The sequence below is a fragment of the Arthrobacter sp. TS-15 genome, from assembly GCF_006964045.1.
GTDB lineage: Bacteria > Actinomycetota > Actinomycetes > Actinomycetales > Micrococcaceae > Arthrobacter.
The window spans coordinates 287,730-301,261 of record NZ_SDXQ01000029.1 but is presented as its reverse complement, the minus strand read 5'-3'; the positions used below and the strand labels follow the sequence as shown (position 1 = coordinate 301,261).

Genomic DNA, 13,532 nt, shown 5'->3' with positions numbered 1-13,532 from the left:
TCCATTTGCGACGCCGGGACTGACCCTAGCGTCGAACGATTGACCTCAAGAGCCTTAATGCTACCGACAGTGAGGCCATGTCGTCGGCTTCCAGCGCGTTGACCTCGTCAAACATGGTCTTGGCGCGTGCCAGCTGCTCAGCATTTTGCCCTTCCCAGGCCTTAAGGCGTTCTTCAGCCACGGTGCCGGACTCCGTCGACTCAAGGACCGACGTCGTCATGTCAGCCACTGTGGAGTACAAGTCGTCGCGAAGGGCTGCCCGTGCCAGGGCCTGCCAGCGGTCATCGCGGGGCAGGGAACTGATGCGTTCCAGAAGTGAATCCACGTGGAAGCGGTTGAACACCGTGTAGTAAACGTGCGCTACATCCTCGACGCCTTCGCTTCCGGTCTCGGCGATTCGCGCGATGTCCAAAAGCGCGTAACTTTCGAACAACTCCGCCCACCTTTTCGCGAGGTGGTCCGGAAGTTCCCAGCCACGGGCTTTGTCCAACCAGCCCGAAATGCGGACCTTGTCCTCACCCCGAAGGTAGTCCAGAAGCTTGGCCCTCAGTGGGGCCAACAAGGGCTTGAAGGATTCCACTACGTCCGAAATAGGCTGCGACGCCATCCCTTGCCCCAGCACCCAACGCACTGCCCGGTCCAGCAACCGCCGGATGTCCAAATGGACTTCACTCCAGTGTTCAGTCGGGAATGATGCGGGAAGCGCATTCAGCTCGGCCACCATCGGATCAAGATCGTAGATTTCACGCAGCGCAACGAAGGCTTTGGCAACGGCTACCTCGTTGGCCGAGGTTTCCTCAATGGCCCGGAAAGCGAATGTGATGCCGCCCAGGTTGATGATGTCGTTGGCAACTACTGTGGCGATGATCTCGCGCCGCAGCGGGTGCGTATCCAGCTCAGCGTCGAATTTCTCCCGCAGCTGTTTCGGGAAATAGTCACGAATAGTGTCCGCAAACCACGGATCATCGGCAAGGTTGCTATCCCGCAACGCTGCAGCCAGTTCGATCTTTGCGTATGCGGCCAGGACCGCAAGTTCGGGAGACGTAAGACCCTGCCCCTGTTCCAGCCTGGACCGGAGAGTCTCTGTGGTGGGAAGTGCTTCCAGATCGCGCTTGAGATCGGCGGACTTCTCCAGCCAGTCCATGAGCCGCTCGTAGCTTGGGCTCCAGTCCGCGACCCGTGTGCGGTCGTTCAGAAGCAAAATGTTCTGGTCAATGTTGTCTTGCAGGACAAGCCGTCCCACCTCATCGGTCATATCGGCCAGGAAGCCGGCCCTTTCCGCCGCGTCAAGCTTGCCGGCCGCTACCATCCGGTCAACGAAGATCTTGATGTTGACCTCATGGTCGGAGCAGTCCACGCCGGCAGAGTTATCGATTGCGTCAGTATTCAGGATGACGCCTTGCAATGCGGCTTCGATGCGGCCCCTTTGCGTCAGGCCCAGGTTTCCACCTTCGCCAACAACCTTGACCCTCAGATCCCGGCCGTCCACGCGGATAGCGTCATTTGCTTTGTCGCCCACGGCAGCATGCGTTTCAGTGCTGGCCTTGACGTAAGTGCCGATACCACCGTTGTAGAGAAGGTCAGCCGGCGCCAGCAAAATCGCGCGGAGAAGCTCCGGCGGGCTTAGCTGCGTCGTTCCTTCGGGCAGACCCAACGCCTTGCGTACCTGCTCCGAGACCGGGATGGTCTTAGCCTGACGGGGGTAAACGCCGCCGCCTTCGCTGATCAGCGACCGGTCATAGTCGTCCCAGGAAGACCGGGGCAGTTCGAAGAGCCTTTGGCGCTCGTCAAACGATGAGGACGCATCAGGTGCGGGATCAAGGAAAATGTGGCGGTGGTCAAAGGCGGCGAGCAGCCGGATATGGCGGGAAAGCAGCATGCCATTGCCGAAGACGTCACCGGACATGTCGCCGACGCCAACTACTGTGAATTCCTCGGTCTGGGTGTCGAGGTCAAGCTCGCTGAAATGCCTCTTGACTGATTCCCACGCCCCGCGCGCGGTGATGCCCATAGCCTTGTGGTCGTAGCCCACCGACCCGCCCGAGGCAAACGCGTCACCAAGCCAGAATCCGTATTCGGCCGCCAATCCGTTAGCGGTGTCGGAGAACGTTGCCGTGCCCTTGTCTGCTGCCACCACGAGGTAGGAATCGTCGCCGTCGTGCCGGACAACGTCCGACGGCGGCACGAGCCTTTCGCCGTCTGCTGATGTAACGAGGTTGTCCGTAATGTCCAACAGGCCTCGAATGAAAGTCTTGTAGCTCTCGATTCCCTCGGCCATCCAAGCTGCCCTGTCCGCGGCCGGGTTGGGAAGCTTCTTGGCGAAGAAGCCACCCTTGGCACCTGTGGGGACGATGACGGCATTCTTGACGGTCTGAGCCTTGACGAGTCCCAGAATCTCCGTCCGGAAGTCCTCCCGACGGTCGGACCAGCGAAGGCCACCGCGGGCTACCTTTCCAAACCGCAGGTGCACGCCTTCAACTCTCGGTGAGTAGACCCAGATCTCGTACATCGGGCGCGGGAAAGGAAGACCATCGATCGATGTGGGGTCCAGCTTAAAGCTGAGGTATTCCTTGTTCTGGTAGTAATTGGTCCGCAGAGTCGCCTCAATAAGGTTCACGAAAGTTCGCAGGACGCGATCGGCATCCAACGTGGCCACCTGCTCAATCGACTCCGCAAGGGCTGCCCGGGCTGCAGCTTGGCGCTCGGGCCGCTGCTCTTCAGCAACTGTGGGATCGAACCGCGCGGAGAAGAGTTCGTTGAGCCCCCGCGCAACATCAGGATTGCCAAGCAGCGTATCGGCGATGAACCCAAAGGAGTTGGTGTTGCCCATCTGCCGCATGTATTTGGCGTAGGCGCGGAGCACCACCACTTGACGCCAGTGGATTCCTTCGCGGAGTACCAGCCGATCGAAGTTGTCCGACTCGACAGCGCCGGTGATGGCTGCGCCGAAGGAATCGCTCAGGAGATCTCCCGTGGCCAACGGGTCTACACCCACGGGGTACTTGAGTCCGAGATCGTACAGGAAGAAGTCGCGGTGATCCGAGGTCTCAATCTCGAAGGGCCGCTCATCCAGGACCTCAAGGCCGAGATTGTGGAAGTAGGGAAGGATCTGGCTGAGGCTCTTGGGCTCCATCAAGTAGAGCTTGACGCGGGCATCCTCTTCCAAGGCCTCACCGGCGCCCTCAGGGAGATACACATGGACGCCAGGCCTGATCTGCTTGGTTACCCGGCCTGCCCGCTCTGCCTCCGCTCCATATTTCTCGAAGCGCTCAATGTCCTCAAGAGCGTCTTCCACTTCGTAGTCAACACGGTAGCCTGCAGGGAATGCCTCGGCCCAGAGTGCTGACAAAACGTCGGCATCCGCCGAAGACCTGTGCTCGCGGAGAACCTCTGAGATACCTTCACTCCACGATCTGGAGGCGCGCATCAGACGTTGTTCCAACTCTTTTACGTCCACTTCCGCCAGTTCAGCTGTGCGGGGCAACCTGATCCTGAAGAAAACACGGGCCAAGGCAGATTCAGTGATCCGGGCCTCGTAGTCGATGCTCTCGGCATGGAACGTTTCGCGAAGCTCCTGCTCGATTCGGAGACGAACACTGGTGGTGTAACGGTCACGAGGCAGGTAGACCACTGCGGACATGAAGCGGCCGTAAATGTCCGGGCGCAAGAACAGCTTGGTCCGCCGGCGTTCCTGGAGCCGTTGAATTCCGGTGGCCGTGGAGGCAAGGTCCGGAATCTCGATCTGGAAGAGTTCGTCGCGGGGATACGTTTCGAGGATTCCCAGAAGGTCCTTGCCGGAGTGGGAGTCAATGGGGAAGCCGGCGTTACGAAGAACAGCGTCCACCTTGTCCCGAACAATCGGGATGCTGCGCACGGATCCGGTGTATGCACTCGTGGCGAAGAGGCCGATGAAGCGGCGTTCCCCGTTGACGTTGCCCAACGCATCAAAGCTCTTGACGCCGATGTAGTCGAGATAGGCGGGTCGGTGCACAGTGGAGCGCGAATTGGCCTTGGTGATCACCAAAGCACGCTTTTCCCTTGCACGCTTCCGGCCCGCATCCGTGAGGTGCTGGACTTGACGCGTGGTGTCTCCGGCACGCAGGAGGCCCAGGCCGCTGTCTTCCCGGAGCTGAAGAACGTCCTCACCGTTTTCATCCACAAGGTCGTATTCGCGGTAGCCCAGGAACGTGAAGTTTCCGTTGTCCAGCCAACGCAAAAGGTCTTGTGCCTGCCTGAGCTCAGCCACTTGCTCGGGGTGCGTCACGCCACCCAATGCCTCGGCCAGCTCGAGCGCCTTGCTGCGCATCTTGGGCCAGTCCTCTACTGCCGCCCTGACGTCGCCGAGGACACGTTGGAGCCCTGCGATCAATTCTTCCCGCGCGTCGTCACCTATCCGGTCAATTTCAACCGCGATCCATGACTCCATGTGGGAAGCGTTATCGCCATCGCCCAGCAGATGGGCCACGCTGGGGAGTGCTGCGGTGTCGCCACTGGAAATGCCGACATTGGAGGGGACCCTGGAGATACTGGTGAGCTCGCCGGATTTGCGATCACGGGTGACCACGAACAGAGGGTGCATGACCAGCCGGATGGCGCAGTTCTGGCGAACAAGCTCTGCATTGACGGAGTCGACCAGAAACGGCATATCGTCAGTGACGATGTAAACGACACTTCGCTCGGGCTCACCGGCGATTTTGACGACGGCATTCCCAGGTAGACGGGACTGGGCGATGTCCCTGTGCTTTGTAGCCCGCGCAATCAAGAGTTCGGGCGAATACGCACGTGAATCCTCCTCTGCAAGGTGTTCATAGTAGTCACCGAAGAACCCTTCACGGACAACTGCTGCATCGGACCGATCCTCCACGCTGGATCCTGACGACATCGACAAACGCCTCCATCACATGTTGATTGCTGCGACTCTGCAGCCCACATGGCGAGCCTAGCGCTTTGGCAGACGCAAAGCTCTGATAGTTCGGCCAAAGGAATCCTGTTTTTGCTGGACAGGTGCACAGACCAGCCCTACTATGGCCTTTCGCAGGGGCGAGTCGGGTGCTACTTCCAGTAATACTGAACCCGTGAGTAAAGCCGCGTCACATGCCACGGGGTCAGCAGGAAGGTAGGCATCCACGCCCACTCCGGGGCCGTATCGGTCCCACGCATCGTCCAGTTGTTGCCGGGGCGAATGGCCAACTGCCGAGCGCTTCACCTTGTTCAACACGACCCGGGGAGATACCTCCGGGACCGCAGCCTCAAGCTCCGCCAGTCCCCGTACCAAACGTGGCACTCCAATCGCGTCGGCGGAACCAACGGCAAACACAACATCAGCCATTTCCAAGCTCCGCAGGGTGGCGGCATTCCGACGCGGAGCCATAGTGTCGAAGCTAAGCTCTTCGTCTGATTCAAGGCAGAAACCTGTGTCCACCACAACATGATCCGCTAGTTGCCGCGCCGCATCCAGAACCATCGCGACGGCTCCCGCCCTGAGTTCGGTCCATCGATCCGCTCTGGTTGTACCCGCCAGCACCCTAAAAGTTCCTCCCTTGGTGAAGACAGGAATCGCCACCGCCCTGAGGGCTTGACCATCCAGCAGTCCCTGGTCCGCCAGTCGGCAAGCCTGGGCAAAACCAGCCGACTCCTCCAGAAGGCCGAGCACCGCCGACACGCTTGCGCCGTAGCTGTCCGCATCCACCAGAAGGACTGATTTGCCTTCCGCGGCCAACTCCGCCGCGATGTTGGCAGCAAGGAACGTCCTTCCGGGGGCGCCGATCGGCCCCCACACGGCAATGATCCGGCCGCCTCCCTGCGGAGTCTCTTCATCGCTGCGGTCCGATTCCGGCATCGAGCGCAGCTCTGCCCCAGGATCGGCAAATCCGGTGTCTCGGGCGGAGGCAGGCAGGCTTTGCCGGCTCCCCCTGCCAACGGCCTCAGATATTTTGGCCGCCAAGTCACCGGCTTCGATGCCCGTCATAGCCGGCAAGGCACCTATGGAGTGCAGACGTTGGGCCTCGGCTGGATCGTCCGTCAGGGCGATGATTGAGACACCCACCGCCCCAAGACGATCAACCAGCGTGGTGGTGAGTTCCTCGCAGCCCTCCGCTACGACGGCGGCAACCGCGAGGCCGCTTTGGCAAGCAGCAATAAGCTCAGCAAGCTCCGAACAACGGCGCACAACCGTTACGGGACCGCGGAGGCGCTCCAACCCGCCCACTACAGCTTCCTGAGCGGAGCCGACGGTCACTACAGGAATGCTCATCGAACAACGCCCGTGGGGTTCCACACGACGGAGACCTTGGCCCTGTTCGCCTGGGCGCCCAACAATTTCGGCATTTGTTCATCCGTCACCAGCACCATCACCACAGTTGTTCTGGCCGAGCCCAACGTAGTACTCCCAGGAGTCACCGCGGCAATTTCTGCGCTCGGCAGGAGCATCTCCGGCGCGTCAAAAGCGCTGCTTGCACCCGGCATGGAGACCCACACGTCCACCCTGGCGCCTGGAACGGCCTGCGGGGGGAGTTCTTCCTCCAAGGCAATCGCTACAGGTTTGCGGTCCAACGCATCGGCGACTCCCAGGCTTGCCCGAGGGATCAACTGGTTCTTTGCCATCCGCTGCAGTGCAACGCTGCTCTCCGCAAGCCCTTGTTCCACAGTGATGTAGCCGGCCTCAACGTCATCCAAACGAACTTTGACAATGGAGAGGTCCGCCTCCGTGACCACCTGACCTACCGCGATGTCTTCCCGGGCGGCAAAGACCTGGGTTGTCCTGTCTGCGGTGCCCACCAAGGCAATGACGCCTGCGACGGACCCCAGGACCAGCAAAAGACCGATAAGAAGCCGCGGATCTTTCCATGATGGTTTCCTTAGCCTCGCGGCCACGCCGATACTTTCTCCCATTTTCCTGCTTCCCCGCTTTGAGTTACGGCATGGTGGAAGCACCTGCCTCCTCATTCTTACCGGCGCATTTTCGCGGAGCCAAGGCCACCGGCCTCAAATGGGCCGAAACTGTGGATAACTACACCAAACATCAGCAACGGTGGCAAAATGAAGCCATGCCCCGATTCCTGACTCTTGCGGACGTCGCAGAACAACTACAAATCAACTCGCCACAGGCCTACGCGCTGGTTAGGAGTGGCGAGCTGAAGGCAATTCAAGTGGGTGGCCGAGGACAGTGGCGTATCGAAGAGAAGATGTTGGAGCAATATATCGAAGACCGCTATGCAGAAGCTGGCCGCATGATCGAAGAGGCCAAGGCCAAAACCAACCGGTCTTAGTCCCCGCCGCTCCTGAAGTCCTGGTTACCCGCCGAGCAAAGCGCTGCCAACGAACTGAAGGGAATGGTCATTACCGCAGCCACCCTGCCGGGCCGGCGCGATTCACCGTTCTGAACCACCGCAAGGTCAAGGTAGTCCCGGCCGACCCTGTCTATTACTCCTTGCAGCTCATATCCATCACGTGCCGCTACTTTCAGATGAACCACCAGCTCGGCACGATCGCGTGCCAGTGCCCTCAGTGCTGAGGCGATGCCCAGCGACTGCTGTATCCGGGACGCAGGTTTCAGCGCTACCCTCCCGAGTCCTTCGTATGTCACAACGGAGGGATAGGGCAGTAACCACTCCCGCGCTCGCTCCGTCAAGACCAGCCATTCGCCGCCCACGTGGCTCAACCGTCCTCGTATGACCCTGCCGTCAATCAGAACGACCTTGATGTCCGCTCCGAAGGCCCCACGCAGACGGTCAGCCAATTCGATGCCCGCCAGCTCAACCCTTGCCCGCTCTGTGATCTCGAGTTCGGCTTCCAAGGCGCGCCCCGCCGAGAATTGTGCTTCCAGATCGCTAAAGAGAGAGTCCCATCTCATGTGGTCAGACTAGGCTGCATGAAGGATGTGCGACGAATCGGAGAGGTACATCAGGGTTGCAACTGGACAAGGCACTGCAAACATGTTCAGAATGAGTCAAATAGATCAAACCGCATCAAATTGCATCAAAGGGAGCATGGGGGCTTTTAGTGGCAAAAGTATTGCGTAGTGACTCTGCCCTGGCAGCGTTTGTTCTTGGGCTGGGACTGTCCTTGGTACTTACGGGAAATGTGCTGCTTACGCAGTGGCAGGCAGCGGAGCGGCATGGTCAGACCCTTACCTTCGAACATCTTCTCGGCTTCTCAGCCAACGCAGTGGGACTTTCTGTTGTCATCTGGTGGGCACTGACGTTCTTCATCGCTTTCCTGGCATCGTTGTTGCATCGGGTTGGGCACAAGAAGAGCGCCCATCTCCTTTCACGGTTCAGCCCCGCCTTTATGTTGCGGCTCGCGGTGGCCGTCATGAGCCTGAATCTCATGAGCGCGGGAATAGCCCAAGCAGATGCCGCACCACCGGAACCTGGCTGGCAAAGCGCCTCTCCTCATAGGGCGCCGGGAAAAGCGGCGTGGACTCCGGCTTCCTTGGACCGCGCGAGTTCCATCCCGCGATCTGTAGACGATGCCCATGCTTCAGCATCCCGGCCTCATGACCCGCGCTGGCAACCCCGGCCCCCCGTGGTTGACCCGGGGTTGCTAAGCCGCCAGTCCACACGTTCAACCACCCCAGCAGGAGAAGCCGCCGTTGTTGTTGAGGATGGCGACTCGCTATGGTCGATTGCGGCCTCCCGGCTCGGACCCTTTGCAACCGACGTGGACGTCGCGTTGACGTGGCCCAAGTGGTATGCCGCCAACAGGGCAGTCATCGGAGGGGACCCCACCGTGCTACTCCCGGGGCAGGTTCTTCAGCCCCCGGCACCAAGCTAGTAAGGCCGGGACTTCAGTGCCCGCTTCCTCCATAAGGACCGTCCGCTCAGGGACAACCTTCACATCTCAAAGCCAATCCGTAGTGTCATCCCAGCAGAAGCCAATGAGTAAAGCGTCCCCACGCTGCAACTCATGTAGTGAATGCCAGAGGTATGACCATGACCCTTGCAACGAAAACCCGGCCAGCAGGCCCTCGGAGCACGCAACATACGGCACCAGCATCCGGCCAAAGCGGCTCGGACATCGACGTCCGGCTTGTTGCCCGAAGCATCGCGCAGGCAACCTTGGAAGTACTGGCGGGAACCCGTCCCGTCCAGCAGCTCTCACGCTCGCTGGACGCCGAGTGTTATCTGTCGCTCCAGCATCGGGCAGCATTGACCCGAAAACACTCAGCCAGGAGCCGAGGTACTGCCCAACCGCACCGTAGTCCCATGGTGCGTTCGGTTCGGGTCTGTTCCATTTCCGAATCAATCTGTGAAGCAAGCATCGTCGTCGCTGAGGAGCAGCGTTGCCGTGCCGTCGCCATGAGGCTGGAGCGGCTGGACGGTGTTTGGCAGGTTACCGCCCTGGAAATAGGGTAGGCCCAACCGATCGTGCTTTGAGAGTAAGCAAAAAGGTGAAGCCTGGACGTTCCGTCCGGGCTTCACCCTTTGCTGTGACCGCGTTACGGAAACCGCTTAGCGACGCTTCTTCTTTGCCTGTTTCCGCTGATCCTGACTTGCTGCTTTAGCAGGATTTCCGGACCGGCCCGATGCCCTACCCTCAATGCGCGTCTGGGTCGCTCCGTCTTCTCCGGGCGCGGTGTACTGCAGCTGCGCGGGCTTCTCCGGCGCCTGAAGGCCCGCCGCACGGATCTGAGGATCGTGGTGCTCTGTGTGTGCACCGGAAGCCGAATCGTCTGCCACCACTACGTCTTCGGCTGGTGTTACTTCGACTTCCAGGTTGTAGAGGAATCCGATACTTTCCTCACGAATGGCTTCCATCATGCTCTGGAACATGACAAACCCTTCGCGCTGGTATTCCACCAGGGGATCACGCTGGGCCATGGCACGAAGTCCGATTCCCTCTTTGAGGTAATCCATCTCGTAGAGGTGTTCCTGCCATTTACGCCCAAGGACCGAAAGCACAACCCGCCGCTCAAGCTCACGCATGCTCTCGGCGCCGATGGATTCTTCCCGCGCCTGGTAGACAAGCCGGGCGTCAGAGAGGATTTCCTCCCTCAGGAATTCTGCCGTGACCCTGGACTTACCGCCGGCTTCGTCAATGATTTCCTCGGCGGTAACCGTCGCCGGGTACAGGGTCTTCAGGTTTGCCCACAGCTGGTTGTAGTCCCAGTCGTCACCTGACCCCTCGGCCGTAGCGGCATCAATGAGTGAGTTGATGGTGTCTTCCAAGAAGAACTGCACTTTTTCGTGCAGGTCATCGCCTTCGAGGATGCGACGACGGTCGCCGTAGATCGCTTCACGCTGGCGGTTGAGGACGTCATCGTACTTGAGGACGTTCTTGCGCTGCTCGGCGTTGCGACCCTCTACTTGGCCTTGCGCCGACGCGATGGCGCGGGATACGAGCTTAGACTCCAGCGCTACGTCGTCGGGAACGGAGCTGTTCATCAGCCGTTCGGCCGCACCTGAGTTGAACAACCGCATGAGGTCGTCCGTGAGGGAGAGGTAGAAACGGGATTCGCCAGGGTCACCCTGACGTCCGGAACGTCCGCGCAACTGGTTGTCGATCCGGCGGGATTCGTGGCGCTCGGTGCCAAGCACGTACAGTCCGCCGAGGTCCAGAACTTCTTCGTGCTCGTCCTTGACGGCCTGCTTGGCTGCAGCCAGGGCCTCGGGCCATGCGGCCTCGTACTCTTCCGAGTTTTCCTCGGGATCCAACCCACGTTTGGCGAGTTCGGCGATGGCAGTGAACTCGGCGTTGCCGCCGAGCATGATGTCAGTGCCTCGGCCCGCCATGTTGGTTGCTACCGTAACTGCGCCTTTTCGTCCGGCCTGGGCAACGATGGACGCTTCCCTCGCGTGGTTCTTGGCGTTCAACACCTCATGCCGGATGCCTTCTTTGGCCAAGAGCTTCGAGAGGTACTCACTCTTTTCAACGCTGGTGGTACCCACCAGTACAGGCTGGCCGTTTTCATGCCGTTCAGCGATGTCCTGAACGACAGCATCAAACTTAACTACCTCGTTCTTGTAGACGAGGTCCGGTTGGTCGATGCGCTGCATGTCGCGGTTTGTGGGGATGGGAACGACGCCGAGCTTGTAGGTGCTCATGAATTCTGCGGCTTCGGTCTCAGCCGTACCGGTCATGCCAGCGAGCTTGGAGTACATGCGGAAGTAGTTCTGCAGAGTCACCGTAGCGAGCGTCTGGTTCTCTGCCTTGATCTCTACGTTTTCCTTGGCCTCGATGGCCTGATGCATGCCTTCGTTGTAGCGACGACCGGCCAGGATACGGCCGGTATGCTCGTCAACGATCAGCACCTCGCCGTCGAGGATGACGTAGTCCTTGTCCCGCTTGAACAGTTCCTTTGCCTTGATCGCATTGTTGAGGAAGCCGATCAACGGCGTGTTGGCAGATTCGTAGAGGTTCTGGATGCCGAGGTAGTCCTCTACCTTCTCAATCCCGGCTTCCAGCACGCCCACGGTTCGCTTCTTCTCGTCCACCTCGTAGTCGACGTCAGGCTGCAAGCGGAGGACAACTTTGGCAAATTCGCTGTACCACCGGTTGGTGTCGCCTTGCGCAGGACCCGAAATGATCAACGGTGTACGTGCTTCGTCAATCAGAATGGAGTCCACCTCGTCCACGATCGCAAAGTTGTGCCCGCGCTGGACCAGTTCGCTGGCATCCCAGGCCATGTTGTCGCGCAGGTAATCGAAGCCGAATTCGTTGTTGGTTCCGTAGGTGATGTCAGCGTTGTACTGCTCGCGGCGTACCGTGGGGTCCTGGTTGGACAGGATGCAGCCACTGGTAAGGCCAAGGAAACGGTAGACCCTGCCCATGAGTTCGGACTGGTATTCGGCGAGGTAGTCGTTCACCGTGACAACGTGGACACCCTTGCCGGACAGCGCATTGAGGTATGCGGGAGCTGTGGCAACGAGGGTCTTGCCTTCACCTGTTTTCATTTCCGCGATATTGCCCAGGTGCAGGGCTGCGCCACCCATGAGCTGGACATCGAAGTGCCTCATTCCCAGCGTTCTGGAGGAGGCCTCACGGACAGCGGCAAAGGCTTCCGGGAGGAGTGCTTCCAAGGTTTCGCCGTCCTGGTGGCGCGACCTTAGCCGGTCCGTTTCCTCGCGGATTTCAGCGTCCGTGAAGGACTTGAAAGTGTCTTCCAGGGCATTGATGGAATCGGCATAGTTCCGCAGTGTCTTGAGTGTCTTTTTGTCACCCGTGCGGAGAAGTTTTTCGATTAGTGATGCCACGTGAAATTGCTCCCAGTCTCATGCTGCCGAATTCTGGCTGTTTCAGTCTACGGGAGAGACCAGCGCCACGTTGCCGGGTTCACCTCTGAGCGGACTGCCCGGCTGGACGTATTCTCCCGGGGCAGGACCATCGTTCGCCAGGGCTTCGGACAACGCTCCGGCGAGGTCCCCCGCTGGCCAGACGACCACCTCCTGGAGGCCGAGCCACGTTGCCATGAGCCTGAGTTCCGCGGCAAGTTCGACGGCGGTATCCGCTGGCGCGTCCATCTCACCAAAGGCGGAGCGCACCAGAAGCTGACGGGATATCCGATCGGCTTTCAAGTCCACTCTGGCAACGATGGCTTCCCTGAGCAGGAACGGCAAGACGTAATAGCCGAAACGTCTCTTGGCGGCAGGGGTGTAGATCTCAATCCTGTAATGGAATCCGAATAACTCCTCCAGCCTCCGTCTTTCGAAGACCAGGGAATCGAATGGGCTCAGGAGGGCCCTGCCTGCTGCTTTTCGCGGCAAGGTGGCATCGACGTGTTGGAAGGTTTCCCTGTCCCATCCCCGAACACTAACGCGTTCAAGACGGCCCGCGCGGACCAGGCGTTGCACCGAACCCGTGCCCGCCTTCAAGGGCGTCCGAAAGTAGTCGGAGAAGCACCTTACCGTGCCAATTCCGTGGGCTCGCGCGGCTGCATCCATGAGCCGGTCAAGGGACGCTTCAGCATCGCCTTCGGGCGGTTGGGCGTCTGGAACAACCCGGGAAGTGAGGGTGTATTTTCGCTCGAACTGCGCTGTCCTGGAAGCGGCGGAAATCCGGCCTTCCTCGAAGAGGTGCTCCAGCACCCGTTTGACGATATTCCAGTTCCAGCCCCAGTTATCACGGTCCGGGTCCTCGTCGTGACCGAGTTCTGCAGTCAACTCGGATGCAGTCATGGGAGGCCCTGAAGTGAGCGCAATCAGAATGCGGTCTTCCATGTCCTGCCGTACGGCCGGATCAAGACGGTGTGCGCCCACCCACGCCCGCTTTTGCCATACGAGCAGGTCCTGGAAATGCTCCGGCCGGATAAAGCTCGCCTCGTGCGCCCAGTACTCCATCATTTTGCGTGGCTTGCGGCTGGCCATCGATTGGAGGATGAGGGGATCGTAGTTGCCAAGCCGGGAAAAGAATGGAAGGTAGTGGCTTCGCGCCACAACGTTGACTGAATCGATTTGGACTAGCTGGATCCGGGCAAAGGTCCGGCCCACCGCCCGTGAAGTCACGGGGCCGGTGGGCCGGACCTTCGCTAATCCTTGAGCTGCCAATGCGATCCGCCGTGCCTGTGAAAGGCTCAGCGAAACGGTCATTGAAGT

9 protein-coding genes are annotated in these 13,532 nt (G+C 59.8%); 3 read left to right on the top strand and 6 right to left on the bottom strand.

Annotation, left to right across the window (positions count from 1 at the left end; all coding sequences use genetic code 11):
* Nucleotides 1-25 precede the first annotated feature (25 nt).
* Genes EU811_RS11630 through EU811_RS11620 form a run of 3 tightly spaced genes read right to left on the bottom strand, consistent with a single transcriptional unit; the run spans nucleotide 26 to nucleotide 6,891 of the window.
* Nucleotides 26-4,882, bottom strand: coding sequence for an NAD-glutamate dehydrogenase (locus EU811_RS11630; RefSeq protein WP_142938563.1), 4,857 nt, complete (start codon nucleotides 4,880-4,882; stop codon nucleotides 26-28).
* 57 nt (nucleotides 4,883-4,939) lie between these two features.
* Nucleotides 4,940-6,253: an AAA family ATPase gene (locus EU811_RS11625; protein ID WP_142938562.1), complete on the bottom strand. Its 1,314-nt coding sequence runs from the start codon at nucleotides 6,251-6,253 to the stop codon at nucleotides 4,940-4,942.
* Complete coding sequence (locus EU811_RS11620; RefSeq protein ID WP_142938561.1) at nucleotides 6,250-6,891, bottom strand: SAF domain-containing protein; 642 nt, start codon at nucleotides 6,889-6,891, stop codon at nucleotides 6,250-6,252. Before EU811_RS11620 ends, EU811_RS11625 begins: the two co-directional genes overlap by 4 nt.
* A 155-nt stretch (nucleotides 6,892-7,046) precedes the next feature.
* Between EU811_RS11620 and EU811_RS11615 the strand changes: the two genes are divergently transcribed.
* The gene (locus EU811_RS11615) at nucleotides 7,047-7,268 is read left to right on the top strand and encodes a helix-turn-helix domain-containing protein (RefSeq protein WP_142938660.1); all 222 of its coding nucleotides are present in this window, start codon (nucleotides 7,047-7,049) and stop codon (nucleotides 7,266-7,268) included.
* Here EU811_RS11615 and EU811_RS11610 read toward each other — a convergent pair.
* A complete protein-coding gene (locus EU811_RS11610) occupies nucleotides 7,265-7,852 on the bottom strand; it encodes a hypothetical protein (protein ID WP_142938560.1) in 588 nt (195 codons plus the stop codon). The two genes, EU811_RS11615 and EU811_RS11610, sit on opposite strands and share 4 nt — an antisense overlap.
* A gap of 149 nt (nucleotides 7,853-8,001) precedes the next feature.
* On the opposite strand from EU811_RS11610, the gene EU811_RS11605 reads away from it, so the two are divergent.
* Complete coding sequence (locus EU811_RS11605) at nucleotides 8,002-8,775, top strand: LysM peptidoglycan-binding domain-containing protein (protein ID WP_142938559.1); 774 nt, start codon at nucleotides 8,002-8,004, stop codon at nucleotides 8,773-8,775.
* A 158-nt stretch (nucleotides 8,776-8,933) separates the two neighbouring features.
* On the top strand, nucleotides 8,934-9,356 hold the full coding sequence (locus EU811_RS11600) for an Rv3235 family protein (protein WP_223940541.1): 423 nt from the start codon (nucleotides 8,934-8,936) through the stop codon (nucleotides 9,354-9,356).
* A gap of 96 nt (nucleotides 9,357-9,452) precedes the next feature.
* On the opposite strand, the gene secA is transcribed toward EU811_RS11600, so the two are convergent.
* Complete coding sequence (gene secA / locus EU811_RS11595) at nucleotides 9,453-12,194, bottom strand: preprotein translocase subunit SecA (protein ID WP_142938557.1); 2,742 nt, start codon at nucleotides 12,192-12,194, stop codon at nucleotides 9,453-9,455.
* Nucleotides 12,195-12,236: 42 nt separating this feature from the next.
* A complete protein-coding gene (locus EU811_RS11590; protein WP_142938556.1) occupies nucleotides 12,237-13,526 on the bottom strand; it encodes a winged helix-turn-helix domain-containing protein in 1,290 nt (429 codons plus the stop codon).
* Nucleotides 13,527-13,532: the final 6 nt, after the last annotated feature.